Origin of the sequence: Vibrio echinoideorum, from assembly GCF_024347455.1 — a bacterium.
Taxonomy (GTDB): Bacteria; Pseudomonadota; Gammaproteobacteria; order Enterobacterales; family Vibrionaceae; genus Vibrio; species Vibrio echinoideorum.
Genome location: NZ_AP025483.1, coordinates 1,650,429 through 1,669,151 on the forward strand (window position 1 = coordinate 1,650,429; position 18,723 = coordinate 1,669,151).

The 18,723-nt window shown below is 40.6% G+C and carries 20 protein-coding genes and 1 pseudogene; 9 read left to right on the forward strand and 12 right to left on the reverse strand.

Features of this window, described 5'->3' with window-relative positions; translation table 11 throughout:
• The first annotated feature begins 4 nt into the window (after positions 1-4).
• Together OCV36_RS07285 and rmf are read left to right on the forward strand one after the other, a co-directional pair.
• Complete coding sequence (locus tag OCV36_RS07285; RefSeq protein WP_135456300.1) at positions 5-1,708, forward strand: DUF3466 family protein; 1,704 nt, start codon at positions 5-7, stop codon at positions 1,706-1,708.
• 160 nt (positions 1,709-1,868) lie between these two features.
• Positions 1,869-2,042 (forward strand): ribosome modulation factor, encoded by a 174-nt coding sequence (gene rmf, locus OCV36_RS07290; RefSeq protein ID WP_017074275.1) that lies wholly within the window; start codon positions 1,869-1,871, stop codon positions 2,040-2,042.
• 244 nt (positions 2,043-2,286) lie between these two features.
• Here rmf and fabA read toward each other — a convergent pair whose 3' ends face one another.
• Positions 2,287-2,802 carry a bifunctional 3-hydroxydecanoyl-ACP dehydratase/trans-2-decenoyl-ACP isomerase gene (gene fabA, locus OCV36_RS07295; protein ID WP_135456298.1) on the reverse strand — a complete coding sequence of 172 codons (516 nt, stop codon included), beginning with the start codon at positions 2,800-2,802 and terminating at the stop codon, positions 2,287-2,289.
• Positions 2,803-2,872: 70 nt separating this feature from the next.
• The gene (locus tag OCV36_RS07300; protein ID WP_135456296.1) at positions 2,873-4,525 is read right to left on the reverse strand and encodes an AAA family ATPase; all 1,653 of its coding nucleotides are present in this window, start codon (positions 4,523-4,525) and stop codon (positions 2,873-2,875) included.
• Positions 4,526-4,714: 189 nt separating this feature from the next.
• Here OCV36_RS07300 and matP point away from each other — a divergent pair, with 189 nt between their 5' ends.
• The 4 genes from matP to OCV36_RS07320 all read left to right on the forward strand — a co-directional run bounded on the left by matP (position 4,715) and on the right by OCV36_RS07320 (position 7,277).
• Positions 4,715-5,170: a macrodomain Ter protein MatP gene (gene matP / locus OCV36_RS07305; RefSeq protein WP_135456294.1), complete on the forward strand. Its 456-nt coding sequence runs from the start codon at positions 4,715-4,717 to the stop codon at positions 5,168-5,170.
• Between the two features lie 19 nt (positions 5,171-5,189).
• Positions 5,190-5,498 carry a DUF3634 family protein gene (locus OCV36_RS07310; protein ID WP_017074278.1) on the forward strand — a complete coding sequence of 103 codons (309 nt, stop codon included), beginning with the start codon at positions 5,190-5,192 and terminating at the stop codon, positions 5,496-5,498.
• A 105-nt stretch (positions 5,499-5,603) separates the two neighbouring features.
• Entirely contained in the window at positions 5,604-5,924 is a 321-nt protein-coding gene (locus OCV36_RS07315) for a hypothetical protein (protein WP_135456292.1), read from the forward strand.
• Between the two features lie 132 nt (positions 5,925-6,056).
• Positions 6,057-7,277: a hypothetical protein gene (locus OCV36_RS07320; protein ID WP_017074279.1), complete on the forward strand. Its 1,221-nt coding sequence runs from the start codon at positions 6,057-6,059 to the stop codon at positions 7,275-7,277.
• Between the two features lie 108 nt (positions 7,278-7,385).
• Here OCV36_RS07320 and OCV36_RS07325 read toward each other — a convergent pair whose 3' ends face one another.
• Together OCV36_RS07325 and OCV36_RS07330 are read right to left on the reverse strand one after the other, a co-directional pair.
• A complete protein-coding gene (locus OCV36_RS07325; protein WP_029224947.1) occupies positions 7,386-8,000 on the reverse strand; it encodes a DUF2971 domain-containing protein in 615 nt (204 codons plus the stop codon).
• Positions 8,001-8,334: 334 nt separating this feature from the next.
• A complete protein-coding gene (locus tag OCV36_RS07330) occupies positions 8,335-8,934 on the reverse strand; it encodes a porin family protein (RefSeq protein ID WP_135456290.1) in 600 nt (199 codons plus the stop codon).
• A gap of 225 nt (positions 8,935-9,159) precedes the next feature.
• On the opposite strand from OCV36_RS07330, the gene OCV36_RS07335 reads away from it, so the two are divergent.
• Positions 9,160-9,372 (forward strand): single-stranded DNA-binding protein, encoded by a 213-nt coding sequence (locus tag OCV36_RS07335; RefSeq protein ID WP_135456486.1) that lies wholly within the window; start codon positions 9,160-9,162, stop codon positions 9,370-9,372.
• On the opposite strand, the gene OCV36_RS07340 is transcribed toward OCV36_RS07335, so the two are convergent.
• Both OCV36_RS07340 and OCV36_RS07345 read right to left on the reverse strand, forming a co-directional pair.
• Positions 9,330-9,719 carry a helix-turn-helix domain-containing protein gene (locus OCV36_RS07340; RefSeq protein ID WP_135456288.1) on the reverse strand — a complete coding sequence of 130 codons (390 nt, stop codon included), beginning with the start codon at positions 9,717-9,719 and terminating at the stop codon, positions 9,330-9,332. The two genes, OCV36_RS07335 and OCV36_RS07340, sit on opposite strands and share 43 nt — an antisense overlap.
• Before the next feature lie 174 nt (positions 9,720-9,893).
• On the reverse strand, positions 9,894-11,240 hold the full coding sequence (locus tag OCV36_RS07345) for an ISNCY family transposase (protein WP_261887534.1): 1,347 nt from the start codon (positions 11,238-11,240) through the stop codon (positions 9,894-9,896).
• A gap of 204 nt (positions 11,241-11,444) precedes the next feature.
• Here OCV36_RS07345 and OCV36_RS07350 point away from each other — a divergent pair, with 204 nt between their 5' ends.
• Positions 11,445-11,813, forward strand: a complete 369-nt coding sequence (locus OCV36_RS07350) for a phage protein (protein WP_135459260.1) — start codon at positions 11,445-11,447, stop codon at positions 11,811-11,813.
• Positions 11,814-12,280: 467 nt separating this feature from the next.
• Here the strand turns inward: OCV36_RS07350 and OCV36_RS07355 are convergent, their stop codons facing one another.
• The gene (locus OCV36_RS07355; protein ID WP_135459258.1) at positions 12,281-12,991 is read right to left on the reverse strand and encodes a phospholipase D family protein; all 711 of its coding nucleotides are present in this window, start codon (positions 12,989-12,991) and stop codon (positions 12,281-12,283) included.
• Positions 12,992-13,135: 144 nt separating this feature from the next.
• On the opposite strand from OCV36_RS07355, the pseudogene OCV36_RS07360 reads away from it, so the two are divergent.
• Positions 13,136-13,288 (forward strand): annotated as a pseudogene (locus OCV36_RS07360) (regulator); the annotation flags it as partial.
• Between the two features lie 224 nt (positions 13,289-13,512).
• Here the strand turns inward: OCV36_RS07360 and OCV36_RS07365 are convergent.
• The 5 genes from OCV36_RS07365 to OCV36_RS07385 all read right to left on the reverse strand — a co-directional run bounded on the left by OCV36_RS07365 (position 13,513) and on the right by OCV36_RS07385 (position 18,622).
• Positions 13,513-14,232, reverse strand: a complete 720-nt coding sequence (locus tag OCV36_RS07365) for a hypothetical protein (RefSeq protein ID WP_135459256.1) — start codon at positions 14,230-14,232, stop codon at positions 13,513-13,515.
• Between the two features lie 542 nt (positions 14,233-14,774).
• Positions 14,775-15,020 carry a hypothetical protein gene (locus tag OCV36_RS07370; RefSeq protein WP_108123841.1) on the reverse strand — a complete coding sequence of 82 codons (246 nt, stop codon included), beginning with the start codon at positions 15,018-15,020 and terminating at the stop codon, positions 14,775-14,777.
• A 145-nt stretch (positions 15,021-15,165) separates the two neighbouring features.
• Entirely contained in the window at positions 15,166-16,533 is a 1,368-nt protein-coding gene (locus OCV36_RS07375; RefSeq protein WP_135459250.1) for a zonular occludens toxin domain-containing protein, read from the reverse strand.
• On the reverse strand, positions 16,533-16,874 hold the full coding sequence (locus tag OCV36_RS07380) for a hypothetical protein (RefSeq protein ID WP_055319869.1): 342 nt from the start codon (positions 16,872-16,874) through the stop codon (positions 16,533-16,535). Before OCV36_RS07380 ends, OCV36_RS07375 begins: the two co-directional genes overlap by 1 nt.
• A 2-nt stretch (positions 16,875-16,876) precedes the next feature.
• On the reverse strand, positions 16,877-18,622 hold the full coding sequence (locus tag OCV36_RS07385) for a hypothetical protein (protein ID WP_135459249.1): 1,746 nt from the start codon (positions 18,620-18,622) through the stop codon (positions 16,877-16,879).
• Positions 18,623-18,723 lie beyond the last annotated feature (101 nt).

Here is an 18,723-nt window from a genome sequence, read left to right on the forward strand (position 1 = left end):
AATAATGACTTGTACTAAATTTAAATTAACCACAGTTGCAGCCCTAGTTTTGGCTGCAACTAATGCGAATGCTGCGCTTTACAAGGTCGTTGAAGTTACGCCTTCTATTACAGATGCATCTGAAATCTATGGTGTTGCGATTCAACCAGCGACTGTTTCTGGAACAGAGAGTTGTTTTACTACTGGTACGGTCGGTGGAGTCGCGTGTGATAGCTTTAAATTAGCTGGAGAAACTCGTAATGCTGTTGACGGTATAGGTTATCGAGAGGAAGTCCCTTTCGCTATGGACGCACCGTTCCAATATATTCAAGAACGCGATGATTTTGAAAACTATTGTTATCGTGAGCTTAGATACTCTACATGCGAAAGCTGGGCGGACAACCGTTGGAGTACTTGGAGTAAGGAGAGCAACCTTAGTTATGTAAACGCGAAAGCATTTGTTGAAAACGGTAGCTCAATTAGTTCTTATAACGTAGCTATTACGTCGCTAGATGATTCAGGTGTGCCAGTAGGTATTGAGTCAAACGGCAGTGATATTCGTTATAATGCAGTGACAACGGTGCCTCTAACTGCTTCATCTGAATCACGTGCTTTTGGTGCTTTAACTGTTGATAATGCTGGTACTGACATCATTTATAACTTTGGCAGTATTTCTGTTAAAGGACCAGTAACCGATACTTCAAACACAACGTTCAGTTCGAAAGCTGCTATCTGGAAGGATGGAGAGGTTCATCAGTTTATATGGACACAAGGGGATATTCCCCAAACTGGTGACTATTTTGCTCAAGGAAGTATGCGCGGCCTCACGGAAAACTCCGGAAAATTATATGGCGTCGGTTTCGATACGGTGAATGGTAATGGTGACCTGCAAGACATGAATGCAAGTGTTTTTGTTAGTGATTCACTGGATATTTCCGGAGCTAATTGGACAACGAAAATAATCAGCGGCGCTGAGGTCAAATCTGGTTCTTCAAACGATGATGCTAGATACAGTAACTCTGTCGCTACCGACATCAATGAGAACTTGTTTGCTGTTGGTTATTCTAAGCGTAACGGCTATGTGCCAGAGAGTGGTAGTGCCGGTAACAAGATTTTCGTTGTAACGGATGCTAAGAACCCGACAGCAACGTACTTGTCTGGTGGTATCTTCTTTGGTGGTTCGAGCGGTGAAGCTAAAGCAGTTAACAACTTCAATGAGTTTGTTGGCCAGATTGACGCTGAGACGACTCGTGAAGTCGATGGTAGTGAACGTAGACACCGTGGTTTTATCTACCCGTATCAAGCGACCGGCACTGATGCATCAAGAATTGCGCTGTTTGAGAGTAAAGCTTGGTGGTTAGATGATCTAACAAATGGTGTAAATGCTGATGGACAAGATTATTCTGATGCCAATAACCGTTTCCGAATTATTGACGCTTCAGGAATTAACGATGCAGGTGTGATTTCAGCAACCGCTATTAAGTGTACAGTCGGTGGAACGACACAAGCATACGATACAACGTCACATAACTCTTACTGTGGTGCAGCGGCATCTAATGCGGTAGAAGAAGTGGTAGCCGTTAAGTTGGTTCCGATCTCTGGTGCAACCAAAGCTGACATCCAAACTCGTAGTGCAGACACTGAAAAAGTTGATCGCCAAGGCGGCAGTTTAGGTTGGTTTGCTTTGACTGTTCTTGGTCTGTTAGGGTTCCGTAGAAAATTTAAATAATTTTATCTCTTGAGCCCGAGTTCACAATTTTGAACTCGGGCTTTTTTTCACCTTGAGAAAAGTGAAAAGTTGGTCGATTCTTAAAGTTGGAGTCACAAAAACTCCGCTAAGTTGTAATCATTGTATGTTAGTAAATTAACACCCGTATGAGGACTGCACTATGAAGAGACAAAAGCGTGATCGCCTAGAACGAGCACAATCTCAAGGTTACAAAGCTGGTTTAAATGGCAGGTCACAAGAAGCTTGCCCATATAGCCAAATGGATTCCAAATCGTATTGGTTAGGTGGTTGGCGTGATGCCAAAGATGATAAGCATTCAGGTCTCTATAAGTAGATAGGGCAAACATATTCAAAAGTTAAGGCTCCATGCTATTTACAATGGCTGGAGCCTTGTTAGTTTCTGAGATACATACAAGGCCTTATAAACCGTGGATTAGCCACAGTGATTTAAGGTTGTTTCGCTGGTGGACATAGAATTGATCAATTTAACTAGCTATACCCTAATGCACTATAACTAAATATGTTAAGATAAAAATAAAGCAACCATTAGCTGCTTTATTAAAAATCTAACTATTAGATTAGAATGCTGACGTATCTTGGAAAAGGCCAACTTTCAAATCTTTAGCAACATAGATCTCTTTGCCATCAACAAGTACGCGACCATCTGCAAGACCCATAACTAGGCGACGGTTAACAACACGTTTCATGTGGATTTCGTAAGTTACTTTTTTCGCAGTAGGTAGAATTTGACCAGTGAATTTCACTTCGCCTACACCTAAAGCACGGCCTTTACCTTTGCCGCCAATCCAACCAAGGTAGAAGCCAACAAGCTGCCACATTGCATCAAGTCCTAGACAACCAGGCATTACTGGGTCACCAGGGAAGTGACAGTCGAAGAACCATAGGTCAGGAGTAATATCCAGTTCAGCAAGAATCAAACCTTTACCGAAATCACCTTCAGTCTCAGACATTTTAGTGATGCGATCCATCATCAACATGTTCGGTGCTGGTAGTTGAGGACCTTCTGGCCATAGTTCGCCTTGGCTTGATGCTAGAAGATCTTCGCGAGTGTAAGAATCACGTTTGTTTTGCATTATCAATTACTCCGATTTTTGATAGGTGCATTTTAGTGAACAGGTGTACGCTAAACAAGTCCGATCAGTACTAGACAAACCAGTTTTTAATGCGTGCAACAATTCCAATAGGGTGCTCATGTCTTTCAAAGTTTTCAATACGTTCTGCGATTTTGCTCAGAACGCTTTCTTGTTCATCGTCTCTAAATGGTTTGTTCATAATTAGAGGAATTGCTTCATCTACATTAGACACAGACCAAATATGGAATTCTTCATTTTTTATGCTTTCAATAAGGTCAGGCTTGAGCGCAAGGTGTCTTAAGTTAGATCTTGGAAGAATCACACCTTGTTCACCAGTTAAACCATTGTGTTTGCATACATGGTAGAAACCTTCGATTTTTTCGTTAAGTCCACCGACTGCTTGTACACGACCAAACTGGTCAACAGCACCTGTTACAGCAATTTGTTGATTGATAGGGTATTCAGATAGAGCACTTACCAAAGAGCACAGCTCTGCAAGAGAAGCGCTATCGCCATCGACTTCGCAATATGATTGTTCAAATACTACAGACGCGGCGTATGGCAGGGGATCTTCAAGGTTTAATGCACTGCTAACAAACGCTTGCATGATCATCATGCCCTTCGCGTGCAGGTTACCACCAAGTTCAGCTTTACGTTCAACGTCGGTAATGTCTCCATCACCAAAGTGAATGACACATGAAATTCGAGCCGGTTCACCATAAGATACAGGGTGTCCAGGAACATCGATAACGGTTAGACCGTTAACTTGACCCACTTGCTCACCCTCGGTCTCGATAATGACTTGGCCATCTCGAATATCATCAAGAGCGCGTTCTGGTAGGTACGACTCTCGGTGGTATTTATGTTGTTGAGCTTGTTGAATATGGTGAACATCAATCTCGCCATTGTCCGCTTCAATTAAAGCTTCATTCAAAAGCGCATTATGCCAAATCGGGCATAAGGGGATGTAACTTTGATCTTCGGTCTCTCTTGCTCCAGCGGTAAGAACCCCAATTAGCGCCTGTTGCGTGATGTTTGGGAGGTTATAACGTTGCTGAAGCCACTTTAGATATCCAAGATACTGAGTCAAAGTGTCGTGTGAGATCTTAATGTCTTGCTCTATTTCACTGAATAGACAAAAACCAGTTTGAATATCGCTATCCAGATAATCAAGGTCACCCAATTGAGCTCTGTCTCCAACTATAACCAGCTTAATGTTGTAGGTAAGAGGTAAAGTTGGGGATTGATTCAAGTGTTCAGGGTTGCTACTGATTGGCTCTACTGCTTCACCAAGAAGCGCAGACTTTAATAACAACCAGCTTCCCGGGTTTGCCAAGATCAGGTTTGCTGAAACGATCAGGTAGCCGTTGTTTGCCCTTGATAGCAAGCCGGGTTTTGTAGCAATAATCTTACCGTCTTTTGATTGGACTTGGTCAAACAGAGAAACAGCGTTTAAAGATTCGGTTTTTATTACCGGAAGAGTCTGGTCGTCTAATGCAGTAACTAAAGACTCAACAATCATTTGACGATAGATCGAGTTGTCCTGGGCGTTTACAAGTAATACACGCGAAAGGTTGGACAAGCGGACAAAGCGGGTTAACGCGTCTCTGAATCTATGTTGAATGTCTGAAAACGGGAAAGGCGAGATGTCAGGGAATTGCTCTAATTGAGCGCTATATTCGTCGTACTGAGGCGTAACATGTCGCCAATCTACTTGAGTCATTTAAGTTTCTGATTATGATAATAAGGTAGGGAGTATATAGAAAAACCGATCTGGCTTGTAGCTCTATGTTGTAGTTACTAATCACTAAGCTAATATAAGTATGATCTTGGTCTATTCTTTCAAGACAATAATTGTTAAGTAGCCCGTTCTGGGTTACGCTGTCACTAGAATCAACTCTCGAGATTAGACATGAAATATCAGCAACTTGAAAACTTAGAATGTGGTTGGAAATGGAACTATCTGGTCAAAAAATGGAAAGAAGGTGAATCGATTACCTGTCACATTGATTCAAGTGAAGCTGATGTCGCATTACAAGCTTTATTGAAGCTAGAGCACCAACCTACAGGCGTGCTTGAGTGGATATCTAGCAATATGTCTCCAGAGCTCGATAACAAGCTTAAACAAGCGATCCGAGCTAAGCGAAAACGCCATTTCAATGCTGAACAAGTTCATACCAAGAAGAAATCTATAGACCTTGATTATCGCGTATGGGAAAAGCTGTCTCAACGAGCGAATGAATTGGGTTGTACGTTATCAGACGCAATTGAATACTTAGTGAGTGAAGCCTCTCGTAGTGAACAGGCAAGTAAGACGGTAACCAGCCTTAAAGAAGACTTGAGCAAACTCCTTTCTGACGACAAATAATCATCAAAGTGGTGGCATTATGATGTACGTAATTTTAATCGGTGCGGTGTTGGTTTTTTGGTTAGTTGCAATTGATAGACCCGTGTTGAAAATCAAATTCAATAACGGATCTATTGAGCAAGTTAAAGGGCATCTTCCGCCGAGCTTTAAACATAACCTTCAAGAAATTGGTCACAATAATGCGTTTAAAGGTGAACTTAAAGTGTATGCGAAACGCGCTGGCTACAACCTCAAGTTCACTAAAGATATACCTAAAAGCGTACAGCAACGTATTCGTAACGTATTCCCGCATAATGGCTTTAAGTCTAAAGGTTCGAAGAAGGCATAATTGTCAAAAATTTCGTCCGAGTTAGTAATTAGTCATACTTAATTAATCCTCAGTTTCTCTCAATTGTCTGCATACTGTTCTCAACTTTCATAATGGAGAACAGATATGAGATATCTAGTATTCTTTTTTTATTTCTTACCTTTGCATGCACTCACTGATGATGCATTAGTTAATCCAGTAGCAAAAAAGATCAAAGCGACAGTTATCAAAGGATTCAACAAGAGCAATGTTGAAGTCGAGGGGTATTGTGATCTTATGATCGAAATGAAGCATTCTAAAGGCTACGCCAGAATCAAAAAGGTTAGGGCGTCTGGCGATAGTACGGCATGCAAACACGCTAAAATGTATTTGCCGAAGAAGAAAAAGTTCAAATACAGTTTCCCTGAGAAGTTTATTCGATTACACATCACAGAATTAGCACCTTAGTGCACTATAACTAAATTATCTTAATTCTTTTGAAACAATTTCGTGAACCAATCTCTAATTTCTATTAATATTAGTTTTATTATAAAGACAGAATATGTCGGCAAAAGAAACTTAGGGCAAAGGAAAGCACGGTTGTTGTTAGCAAATAAAAATTACCCCCCTGAAGTGATTGAGATCTCTAGAAAGGTCTCAATCAATGTTGAGGCTCGCTTTAATCGATGGTTGATCTCACCAGAGTATAATCTTGAGCAAGGTACAGTAGACACATTACTGAGTTTGGAAAATAGATACTGTGATAGTGTGATATTTGATGAGTCTGACCGCATATCCCACAATCAACGTATTTTACTACGTTGTGAGCAGGATCGAGTCAATGTGCATCGCGAGAAAGTCGTCGCGAAGCAACAAACACTGCGATACGTTATCGATGATGTGAGTAATGCAGCCTCGGCTCTGATGCTTGAGAAGCTTCAAGGTACCTTAATAAGTTCGTTGTTCTCAGACCTACCAGATTACAACCAGTTCGCTAGCGTTGCCTATTCGCCGTCCTTAAATTTTTCTAAACTTCATGAAATATCAGCTAAAAGTAGACCATTAAGTTCAAGTTTAATCGAGTTTGTTTCCAATCATGAGTTTACCGAGAAGTATGGAAAGAAATCCAAGGTGATTCTTGACCCTAAAGTTGCAGCGCGACAGCTCGGTATCGAGAACTGTCGCTTGTTGTTTCCATTGCTCATGAGCCAACAATTGATTAAATGGAATGACGGTAACATCAAACATATCGTTCCCAAGGTTTGGCAACACTTAGTGGTGACTTCAAACGTTACGCGACTTCGACTTCAAGAAACGTCTGTGAAGGAGCCCAAGGCTGGGATACTTCTTGGTGTGCTACGAGTTTTACCTTTATTTTTGATTTGTAACCATTTCTCATCAACATTTGAAGATGCGCTGGTGAAAACGATGCTTGGGTACAGAGACGCGAGCGACAAACATGATGAGTATTACGCTTGCACGGAAGTTCTCCCAAACACCCAGTTTCTAGAAACGATGGTTGAAAAATTAGAGCTTAAGCTACTAAAAAATCTTGTTGATTTTATTGATTGGAGCCCGGGTAACCAGTTTATAAAGAGGGCACTTCTTGAAGAAGTGAATGAAACCCCAGCACTTGAGCGCACCGTCTATGGTGCTGCATTGGCTCAGGGTAGAAAATTCTCCATATTTGAAGCTTTGGATAATAGTGACTTATTCAATGCAAAGCATCGTCCTTATTGGTTCTCTACGGTACAAATGGCATCTTCGACGGTTGAACAAGTGCAAGGTAGAATACCAGGGAAACTGACCACGAATATGTAGACACAGGTTGAGAATAAAATTAAGAGATCCATATCTAATTGGACTTTTAATTACACTGTAAAATTTCATAACCACTTCACTTAGCTGGTTTTTTTGTTCGTAACTAGTTTAGCTTACCGCTTCAAACGTAAATGAATCATGTTTTACCATAGCGTGTTTAACGGGAATACCAAGGCTTTGACAAGTCATCAAGACTTTCAGTTTTCGGTCAACAGGAGCGTGCTCTGAGAGGATCACTGCTCTTAAGCATTCTTTGTTCAGATACAATTTATTCCCGACAATTTCTTCATCAGGTAACACCCATCGATATTCTTGTTCGTGACGCCAGTTAGAATGCTTAGTTTTAAATAACTCCGACCCCAACTTAGTTTCTTTCAACTTAACTTCTAACCCTGTTAACGACGATAAATTAAATATGGCGGGGTTATCTTCATATTGGACTTCAAAGCAGTTGAGATTAGCCTTGCCGTTGTAAAAGTTAAGATCATACTCGATACACATACCTTTAAAATTATCGCCATATTGAGACCACAGTATGGGGTGACTACTCGATTGAGAAAAGCACATTAATTTAAAGTTGTTTTGAAGGTTCTCGTTGAACTCGTGATTCGATTCAAAAGGATTATTAAAGGTTTTTGCGTAATCAAACCATAACGAACATTCAGATATTGACTGTATGTTTCGATCGTGAAGGGATCTGAACTTATAAAGCTTAGGCAACATATCAAACACCTATTTTACAAAACTGCCTGATGTTAACACTTAAAATCACAACGGAAGTGCGAATGCATTGCATTTGATTGCTTAATCACCTTATTTGTTCATATAACTGATTGATAGATCAAAATTTAAACACGAAATAGTAGCCTGTTTAGGCGGTTTGTTTCGTGTGAACCTAATTGGTAAGGCAAGTATCATTACAGATAAGAGACAACGTAACGTTTTGTTGGGGTGAGTTGTCTAGAGAGCTTATGTGTACAGGGGAGAAAAGTATCACAATTAAGCCGAACTCAAAGAGTTCGGCTTAATTGTGATAGAACGTTCTATTGGAGATAGTTTAGAAGTGGTACCTTGCTCCAAAGTAAGCTGTTTGTGATGAAACATCTATGGAGTCTATTTCAACGCGTGCATTTCGGTAACCAAGGTGAATGTCTATATTGTCTGTAACGATTGCACCAAGCTCACCACCAACTTGGTAACCAGTCTCAGACTTAGAGTCAGAAACCCCAAAAGCTTTCGCCTCCATATCCATAGAGCCAACCCCAGCTAATAGTGATACATATAAATCGACTACGTCACCTTTAACAATGAACTTCGGTTTGATATTTACGAAGAAAGCTTGGCCTTCAATGTTCATTGTATCGCTAAAGTTAACTTTTCCAATTTGTCGGTACTCAGCCTCTAATCCTAACTTGACTACATCGTGAGTATTGAACTCATAACCCCCAACTAAGTTGTAACTCAGGTCGGATAGGTCAGATGAATCTTCAATTGCACTGCCGCGGTATTCTAATTCAGTTTCATTATAAAAGCCGACATCAACTCCAGCATAAAAATTACCGAGTTCTTTAGAGGAGGCTTCGTTGTCACTAGCTTGTGCGTATGAGCTCATACCAAAAGCGGTCAATAGTGATAGGGCGATCATGCTGATTTTCATATTAAGCCTTTTATATAATAAGTTATTGATTTCGAAAATATGTTAACAAATAAAAGATATACCAACGAATGTAAAAACTGTCTAAGGATATGATTTTAAAGACTTATTAGTGATAGAAATACCAGTATCTCAGTTGTAAGACAAAGTGTTACGATCTAGGAGATAGTGTTGCGTTGTAACTTATTATTAACCAAGCTGTACATTGGAGGGCAAATTTTAGTGGAAATGCAGTTTGAAATAATGACTATGGAGCTCCCAACAAATTTACCAGGCAAAGATGGTAAACAAGCCAGAACGATAAGAGAACAAATAGGATATGTATATCTAGGTGGCAAGTTCCCAGTCGAAATGAAGCTATCATTACAAGACGACCGATCTGCATATAAATCAGGAAATTACGAACTTGATAGCTCAAGCTTTACCGTGAATAGAGGCTGATAGATCCGAGGTTTACGTTGTGAATGTGGAAGCCATAATCCGTCGGCGATCATCCATTGACGGAGTGTTTCTTTAGAGACTGATAGATTATGTAGTTCAGTCAGTTTTTCCAGAGCGAACGTTGGTGAGAAGCCAGAGTAATGCTCACGAATAAGTTTCAGTATTTCAATTCTGAAATGTTCTGAATAGCGTCGATTACTTGGGCGTCCACGCGCTGCGCGTGTAAGACTTTGAGCTCCAAGAGAGACAAGTTTGTTCACCAAACGTCGGATATGACGCGCAGACAGATTCAAAATGATAGCAGCGTCAACTTGGCGTAGTCGTTTTTCACGTACGTCAGTAAGCACCTTGAATCGATGATCGTAATAAGCATCCGGATAACTCCTAAGCAGACCAATATAGGTAAGCTTAGGAGGACATTTTAAAATGGCTCAAACCGGACATTACTAAATTGCTCTGGCAAGCTCTGTCAATCCCGTTTTAAAATGTCCTCATTTGTCCCAAATAGAAATGTCCCGTTGTTAGGTCTTTCGACTGGAGGTTTTGAATGGTTCGGTGAGCACTGGGTTGATGGCTCGAGGGGCTGTTTGAAGGGCTCTTTGTTGTGCACGGCGCTTGGGCGCTTTCTTACTGCGGGTTCGTTGCTGTTGTTGTTCGAATTCTTCTTGTTGTTGCTGAGCAAATTTTAAAACTTGGCCGAGGCGTTTGTTGTCGACGATTTGGGTTTGTTGAACGTGCTCGAGTTTGTCGAAGGTTTTGAATTCGAGTTTTCGATGCCCGTATTGGATGGCGATTTCACCGTTTGGGTAGTCGAGTACCTTGACATGTTCGTGCGCTAGTCGGCTGTTTTCTTCAGTAGGTTCAATGAGATAAATCACTTTATCGTATTGAAATGTCAGCGACTTTGAGAGCTTGCGGGTTTCTTGCCAACTGAAAATATCGTCGAGTTCTTGCTTGGACTCTCGAACCGGACGATGCATGTTTTTTGGGTATTGAGCGGGCTTAGCAAAGCGATGGTTAAAATCGGCGATGAAGTAGGGAAGCCAGGCGTTGGCTTGTTCGATGGTGTCGATACCTTGTAAGCGCATCTCTTTAACCAGTCGGTCTTGCAGCGTGAGGTTGGCTCGCTCAACGCGGCCTTTGGCTTGGGAGCTGTTGGCACAGATGAGTTCTATCGCCAGTTCTTTCAACACGCGCCCGTATTGAGTTTGGCCAACTTGTTTGTGTTTCTCCTGATTCACTCGAAAAATAGAGTGCTTGTCACTGTAAAATGCGATGGGCTTACCGTGCTCATTGAGGTATTCACGCGTGGTCATCATGTAGTCAAACGCGGATTCTGTCTCGCTGAATCTTAGGTTCATCAGACGGCTAGTCGCATCATCAATGAACACCAATAGGCAGCATTTGTCACAGCGGCCTTCAAACCAGTCATGATGGGAGCCGTCAATTTGGATAAGTTCACCCAAGCAATCACGACGGTAACGAGGCTGATAGACCCGAGGTTTGCGTTGTGAATGTGGAAGCCACAGTCCGTCGGCGATCATCCATTGACGTAAAGTTTCGTTTGATATGGGCAAGTTGTGCAGCTCAGATAACTTTTCTTGAGCGAGTGTTGGTGAGAAGTCGCTGTAGTTTTCACGGACAAGGCTTAGCACCGAGTTTCGATAACCACTTGAATAACGATGATTGCTAGGCTTACCGCGAGCGCGATGAGCCAATCCGTTCGCACCGTATTTACGAAGTCGGTTCATCAGGCGTTGGATGTGACGGACACTCAAGCTGAGGATCTCGGCAGCATCGGCCCGACGTATCCGTCGCTGACACACATCTTCAATTACTTTAAAACGATTGATCTCTGAATCACTCATAGTCACCAGCATGTTGTTATGTCCATAGCGTTTACCAATATCAATTAAGCCTAGTGGTGATGAGCTAAAGGGACATTTTAACTTTGGAAAATAGTGACATTACAACTTTGCGCTTACAATCTCGGTGCGTATTATGTCTGATTATGTTTAATGGTGCATATATTATAAATTCAGTGCAACCTCTTGTATTTAGAGGTTTTATAATTGAAGTATCGCGAAATGAGTAAGAATTACATTTTTCGAGAGTTAGAGTGCCAAATGACGAAGGAAGAGGTAGCTGAACTGTGTTTCAAAACTGTGAGAACTGTCACGGGTTGGGACGAGGGAAAACCAATACCACCCGAGTGTAAAAGGCTGATGCGAATGGCAAAAGGTCGAGAATTAAGCATTAGTGAAGATTGGGAACAATTCAAAATGTTATATGACACTATGGAGCTACCGACGGGCCAAGTGGTTAGGCCACAACAAATACTAGCAGGTATTGCGCTTTTAGGGATTCAATCGGAGTTAGAGATTAAGACTTCAACACACCTACTAAGACTTGCTAGAAGCATTGCAAAGATAAGGCCATAGAATACGTATATTATTGACCAATTGGTAAATGATCTAAGTCGCAGTTTATGCCATATGAAAGTGATAGATTATCTCCTTATAAAGAGATGAGGACTATTATGAAAAAATTACTATTACTCGTTGGTTTAACTATTTCTACAGTTTCAATGCCGACATTGAGTCATCCCGGTCGTACAGCTTCTGACGGTTGCCATTATTGTAGAACAAACTGTTCAGCTTGGGGAGTTCCTGAGGGGTCGAGACATTGTCACGTTCATGCTGAACCTACTAATAAAGATCTGGAAAGTTCCGAGGTAGTGAAAAGGCATAGCGACGAGGATGGACAGTTTGTAACTATAAAGCATGATGATGTATGGACAACATTCATATCAACATCAGCAAAAACTGACGATAAGTCGTAAAGAACTTCCACGTACTGTTGGCCTAAATAAGCCGGACTCATTGAGTTCGGCTTTTTTATGACTTACTTAGACTACATCGAGAGCTTCAGGCCAAATAAAGTAAGGACCAAATCTTTTGCTGTATTTGAACTCAGCACCTTGTTCTTTACCTGATTCAGTTAAAGTATGTTTCCCATCTTCTAACGAGAGGTACCCCTTAGTCACACAGGCTTGAAGAAAATCGTCAGTTTTTAGTTTATGTTTCTTTGCGAGTTTAGAAGACGTAACTTTAGCTTCTTGATCAGCTGCATTTGATTCATCACTAGTTGTAGGCTCAGCTACATCAGACGAAACCTTTTCTAATGAAATTCTTACTTCATCACTAATACGAATAATACGTTGAGCTTCTTCATAAGAGTCTTTGTAAATCTCTGAGTCGTCATCTCTGTCGATAAAGATACCCATTTCATTATTATTCACTTGGCTGAACTCATACAGGTTTAAGCTAGTGATGATGCAAGAACTTTCATTCATATAGCACTTAGCATGAAGGTTCTTACAGAAACTAGTACGAACGAAAGATAGCCCTTTAAGCCAATTAATCTCATCTGGCTGTAGCTCACTTTTTCCATAAACGATTCTGATGTCGATTTTCAATCGATCTTTGTCTTCTAGTAGCTCTCTGATTCGGTCATTAAGTTTCAAAAAAGGGCTAATAAGTATCAACCTTTCAGATGCATTCTTAATCAACTCTTCTAGATAGTAGTTTGTAGCACTTGTGTTTAAAAACTTAGCCATTTCATATCCTTGACATATAAAATTTAACGCATACAAATTACGACGAGAACAACGCTAATGCAAGTTGGTAATTTGATACATCAAACATGACGCACATTATCTGATTATGTGATAGGTGAATGGCAAGTGATTGTTTATTAAGGTTTTGACAATGTATACGACAGTATGGGGCTGCCCACTGGCCAAGTGGTGAGGCCACAACAAATATTAGCAGTGGGGATTCAATCAGAGTTAGAGATAAAGACATCAACCCATCTACTTGGGTTAGCTAGGGCGATAGCTAATATCAAGAAATAGGATTAGAAAAGTATGGTTCTATCAAGGCGAATTCAAAGTCTAGGCCATCTCTGCTAACTAAATGGATTTTTGCTGATATGGTTAACTCGACTGGCGAAAGATAGACCCTGTTTAGTGGAATTAACCTTGTTTAGTGGATTAGCCAGTCCTCCTTTTTGGTCATATCAAGGAGAAAGAAGCCGGACTCATTGAGTTCGGCTTTTTTGCACATTAATACTTTCTACTCATTTGATATCGATAAGTGTCGTAGCCAAATAGCTCAATAAAGAAATACACTTAAGCGAATTAATTTCTGTTCCATAATCAAGGTACTTTCTAGAACCATGTAGAATACCGTTGCGATTTGGAGCTTTATCCTTATCTACTTGCTTACCTTTCCCAATTCTTGCACCAAATTCAGTATCTTGTAGTAAAGGCGACAAAATAATTGCTCTTTCGGGCTTCTTTTCTATCAGAACTTTAATTCGATCAATTCTCTTGTTTCGTTCAGCAAAAAGGTAACTACCTACCGTCTGCGCACACAAACCATCAGTTTGAGCTAAAAATAGTGGGATGCTCGCGATGTAATTACCGTCATTATGTAGGGAGAACGCGACATCCAGTATGTCTTTTCTTAACGGGTATAAGTCAACTAACTGCTTATGGATATCTTCAATTGACTCACTTATTTGTACGGTCATATAGCTATCTAAACTATCTTGACCTTCCAAAACAAAGTCTTGAAAGTCACAAGGAGTAAAGTCATTTGGAAACCATCCACTTTCTGCGGCACTTTGCCATATGCTGCTATTTATTTCTTCGAAGTTTTCAAGGTATTTAACAAAATCTTGAATTTCTTGTTGGTTTTCATTTATAAAATCAGTCATGCCTTTGGCTGCTAGACTTAATATTTCATCAACTTGAGCAACCCCTTTCGATAAACTAGTATTGTGAGTATTATCCATTTGAACTCCTAAGCTCAGCAGTTATTAGATAGGAAGTTTATTTACTTCTTGCCTAGTTTTTAGTCAATGCAATTCTACTAAAAACACCCATTTATTAACAATGACTTATCGAAAAAATCAGATACTTGAAAACAAAAATTATCGTTCAAAGCAATGAACTAGCGCGCAAGCTTGCAACTAGAGCAGGGTTGTGTGTGTGCTGATAGTTAGGTCGAATTTACCCCCGTGATACAACACGGGGGTTGGCTTCCTCCCGCCGCGCTCGTCCTCCTCAGTCTTCGTCGTTCTCACTTGTTGTCCGTCAGCACTGGAAAGAGATCCTTTTCGACACTCAAATGATCTTAAAGAAAGCTAGTGAACACAAAAAAGCCTTACCGATGTGGCAAGGCCTTAAAGAGCTATTCTGGCAGGATGAGGGAGGGTGCTACATAGATGAGCATGGGCAGTTAGAAACACTCACCAGTTGAGACCTACGGACTAATAACCTCTACAGTGTGGCTCGGTGCCTCGTTCGCGCTTCGCTCTCTCTTATCCCTGCGGGGCTACTCAACGACAGACTGTAATCCTTTCAAAGCATCAAGGTAGTCATTTACTGCAAGCTCATTATCGTAGAGCTTCCGCTTTAGCTTCTCATTTAGCATTCGTTCTTTTTGATACAACTCTTGATACTTAAGTGCGTCATAGCCACCTTGAACTAGAGCTTTAGACATGGTTGATGTCTTCGTCAATTCTTTTAGCTTGGATAGCATTTCTTCATGCTTTTCAGTATCTCGAATAGTAATAGCCATCATTTTTCCTCAATGCCGGTTTATCCTGGTTTGATTATGATAGCATTTTTGACAATTCGTTCCAGGATAAAAACCTTGGTTTGATAGCATTCCACGGTTCTCGATCAAAACACCGGTTCGTGTTTTGATAGCATTACCCAACGAGTTAAAACAAACTGACATCAGCTCGACTCACTTCTGGCAAAGTGGCCGAGGCAGCTGCGTAAGGCTTACATGTTATCAACTTCGACAGCTGGCCTCTGTTCAACTTCAACAAGCAATCATCAATCCGGTCAAACGTAATGTCATAAGCTTTTAGAAAGTGTTCGTTTACCGAGTAGAAACCATCGAGCGCTTCCACCTCGATGCTAACGTGACGTTCGATAGAGCCATTTTTAATAGCGAAATTCACACCCGTTACAAACGCTTTCTTAATTCCCTCAAAAGGAAGTACCTCAGCTATAGGAACATGAGAAAGGCTATCTTTGTCAGAGCCTTTACTGCTATCCCCACTAGAAGATACATCCCCAGAAGCTTCATTATTTTTGCTAGGTAGTGTTTCACTTTGCTTAGGAACGGCAGTTGAAGACGTTGTTTGTCCCGCTTCCTCCACCGTCTCAGTAGTTTCAAAATAACGATTGGATAAGTCATAGATTATGTACCCGAAACAGAATATGGATAATAGAAAAATCAAAATAGCTTTAGGACTACGAAAAAGCGTATTCATAGCGAGTTGTTGTTTAGCGCTGCCTGTCCCCGTAGATTTGTAGAGTAGGAAAGAGTCTAAAGGGATTTTTTGATTGGTTAGGTTGACGTCTTTCTTTTTGGGTATGACTGGAGTCGATACCGATTTGTCATGCTTCAAGATATAGGGATTTCGTTTCGTCCAGAAAAACTGATCGCGTCCCTTGTGAAAGAAGTTCTGATTCGCACAGGCCTTAATGCCAGAATCGATTTGCTTCCAATCTGGTGAAAGCAACTCGATATCCCAGTCATATTTTCGGTGTCTCATGAACCCCTCATTGAAGCTATGAGGATAGATGATTCTGCCTTCTGAATCGTACTCAGCAATCCCTCTATCATCTATTTCTGAGTCTTCTAGTTCGTCCATGTTCGCAGGGGTGTAACGAGAATTGAAAAAGCGTTCGTAATCTTTAGGTAGTAAACCGTCACGAGGTGATTGAGTGATGAAGTCAGATAGCGGCTTGTATTTCACTTTACGAATATCAAAGCCGACGTTTTTAGAGAATATATCCTGACATTCATCAATAACGATAAGCGCACCAATAGGGCACCAACAGAAAAAATGAGTCCAAAGGTGAACGCCAGATTCATCCCTAGAGCTAATACGAAAGAGTTTAGCGGTACTAGGGAATTGGATATTGAATCGCTCTTCAATGACGGCTAAGGGCTGCATACCCTCGATGTTAGTTACAACTGTTCTACCTGCCTTTAAAGCTTGGTAGATAGAAAAGTAAGCCGTGTATGCCGACTTGTAAGAGCCATTAGCGCCCGTTCTTATGGTAATAGCCATTATCTAGATAACCTCATCACTAAAGCGGTAGTGAAGAAGTTAGCCCAGACAGCAAGGCCTTGAGGGACGCCAAACTTAAACGCATAAAATCGCAACTCGTCAGGCAAAGCATTAAAAGCTTTGGACAAAATGTCGTTAAAGCCGATCTCTTTTAAGAGGATTTGAGCCGAGTTATAAGAGAGCTTAATAAACTCCAATTCAGCTTTTAATTTCATCTTAATCATGAAAATCTGGATGTATGAAAAGAGGTCTAGCGTCATTTGGGGAATAGCTTTAAAGAAGTCAGTGATGAATGACATCTGTAAGCTAATCCAATCAATAAAAGAGTAGATGTAATCCATAACTAATCCTTACCTAACATTCTGATTCCAGACAAAACAAACAAGAACATCACAACGGCTGAAATGAGCGTGGCGTTATCGAGTAGGGCAGAGAGCACGCCCGATTTGAAAGAGCGTTCAGCATGGTTAACATTGAGATTTAAGGAGTGCTCTTTATAAGTACCGTTGTTGAAAGAGCTGGTATCGATAGAGAATAACGCTTTGAACTTTTCAAATTCATCGCTCATTTCTTGTTTGATTTCTAAGACTTCATTTTGAACCTCAGCAATTTGATTTTGATTAACAATGAAGCCCTCACCATCAAACCCAGAACTAGGTTCAACAAAATTATTGTTATTAGTAATACCATCAATCAGGTCGGTTAGTTTGCTTTCTACACCCGACATATCAGAACCATCTAGGCCGTCTATTTTATCTGATAAAGCATCAATGCTTGATTCAACACTAGACAAATCAACCGTTGAAGTACCGCCAGAAATAGCCGCTATTTGTTCACTTAGTTGATTAAATTTTGGATCTAAAGCAGCCAAAGAATCAGTCACATCTGAATAAAGAACTCCGAACCCCTCCGAAACAAATTGAAGCCCACCATCAAGGTTATTCATCTGAGAAGTCAAAGATTGCTGATTACTATTAATATCAGAAGATAAAGTTTTTAATAACTTTTGGTTAGCATTAGCTTTTGCTGCATTTTTTAATTGATTCTTTTGAGTAGAGGTTAAACCAGAACCAGAACCATCTAAAAGCAAGTTTGTTAAAGTCTGAATTTGACGCTGAGTATCTAAAATATTAGTGTCAACTTCATCAAATTGAGTGGCAAAATTAGTTACATTATCACGAACATCATCAATATCATTTCTAGCCCAGTTTACAGAGCGTTGAACATCATCAATCTTATTATTTGATACTGATGCATTGTCATGAATCCTATCTCTCAAAAAAGCTTCTGTGGCAAATATCTGTGAGTTAATACTTGATGCTGTATTACCAGATGCTTGAGCTAAAGAATCTAGTTTCTGTTTAAAATAATCATTGGTAACGCTGATATTCGAAGTTAAAGCACCGATGGATTGATTAAAGTCAGTACGACGAACAGAACGAAGAGAAAGATCGCTAATGCCTCTCGCTAGAGTTCCAATATTTCTACTTTGTTCAGCAGCTACCGAACGATAAGACCAGCAATCAGGATCATCAGTCGAACAATTACCAACGGCAGGAATATCGTTTAGACGGTCATAGAAATCATCTATAGAGTCAGGAACGCCATTATCATTGTTATCAACTAATTCATTATTATTCTTGTAAGGGTCAGGGTCTTCATGATTGTCAATACCATCACCATCCCAATCTTCATACTTGTCATCAACTCCATTTTGGTTGACATCATTCTCATAGGGAAAGGGCTCAGGAGTATCACCAGAAAAACGGTTAATCTCATCAAAAGCACAAGTGCTACCCGTATAAGTGAATTTATTCGTCCACTTATTACCCTCAACAGATATAGAAACCGAACCCGCCGTCATTCTACAAGCGGCACCAGTCGAACGATCACCAATACAATAAGAGCGAGGATTATCACCCCAGATATAAGCGTCCCAGGTTAAGTTTTTTCCCGTTCCCTCAAGTATCTTACAAGAACTAACACAAACGCCATCAACCTCAACTTTACCCGCGCCGCACTGCAAAGCGTTGGAATTGAAAGCAACAAGGACGAGAAGAAGAGAGAGGTATTTTTGATATCGTTTCACTGTAAAACCCCAGATAAGAAAACGCCCCCAAACTAGGAGGCATTGATACCCGTATATACGCCATATACGAATGACATAGCCATAACCACCCCAAACAGGAC

Coding starts and splice junctions, on each gene's coding strand:
- OCV36_RS07285 (WP_135456300.1), top strand. CDS start 5: ATGACTTGTACTAAATTTAAATTAACCACAGTTGCAGCCCTAGTTTTG.
- OCV36_RS07325 (WP_029224947.1), bottom strand. CDS start 8,000: ATGTTGCCTAAGCTTTATAAGTTCAGATCCCTTCACGATCGAAACATA.
- OCV36_RS07300 (WP_135456296.1), bottom strand. CDS start 4,525: ATGACTCAAGTAGATTGGCGACATGTTACGCCTCAGTACGACGAATAT.
- OCV36_RS07335 (WP_135456486.1), top strand. CDS start 9,160: ATGCAGTTTGAAATAATGACTATGGAGCTCCCAACAAATTTACCAGGC.
- OCV36_RS07355 (WP_135459258.1), bottom strand. CDS start 12,991: ATGGCTAAGTTTTTAAACACAAGTGCTACAAACTACTATCTAGAAGAG.
- OCV36_RS07375 (WP_135459250.1), bottom strand. CDS start 16,533: ATGGCTATTACCATAAGAACGGGCGCTAATGGCTCTTACAAGTCGGCA.
- OCV36_RS07315 (WP_135456292.1), top strand. CDS start 5,604: ATGAGATATCTAGTATTCTTTTTTTATTTCTTACCTTTGCATGCACTC.
- OCV36_RS07380 (WP_055319869.1), bottom strand. CDS start 16,874: ATGGATTACATCTACTCTTTTATTGATTGGATTAGCTTACAGATGTCA.
- OCV36_RS07370 (WP_108123841.1), bottom strand. CDS start 15,020: ATGGCTATTACTATTCGAGATACTGAAAAGCATGAAGAAATGCTATCC.
- OCV36_RS07330 (WP_135456290.1), bottom strand. CDS start 8,934: ATGAAAATCAGCATGATCGCCCTATCACTATTGACCGCTTTTGGTATG.
- fabA (WP_135456298.1), bottom strand. CDS start 2,802: ATGCAAAACAAACGTGATTCTTACACTCGCGAAGATCTTCTAGCATCA.
- matP (WP_135456294.1), top strand. CDS start 4,715: ATGAAATATCAGCAACTTGAAAACTTAGAATGTGGTTGGAAATGGAAC.
- OCV36_RS07345 (WP_261887534.1), bottom strand. CDS start 11,240: ATGAGTGATTCAGAGATCAATCGTTTTAAAGTAATTGAAGATGTGTGT.
- OCV36_RS07365 (WP_135459256.1), bottom strand. CDS start 14,232: ATGGATAATACTCACAATACTAGTTTATCGAAAGGGGTTGCTCAAGTT.
- rmf (WP_017074275.1), top strand. CDS start 1,869: ATGAAGAGACAAAAGCGTGATCGCCTAGAACGAGCACAATCTCAAGGT.
- OCV36_RS07310 (WP_017074278.1), top strand. CDS start 5,190: ATGATGTACGTAATTTTAATCGGTGCGGTGTTGGTTTTTTGGTTAGTT.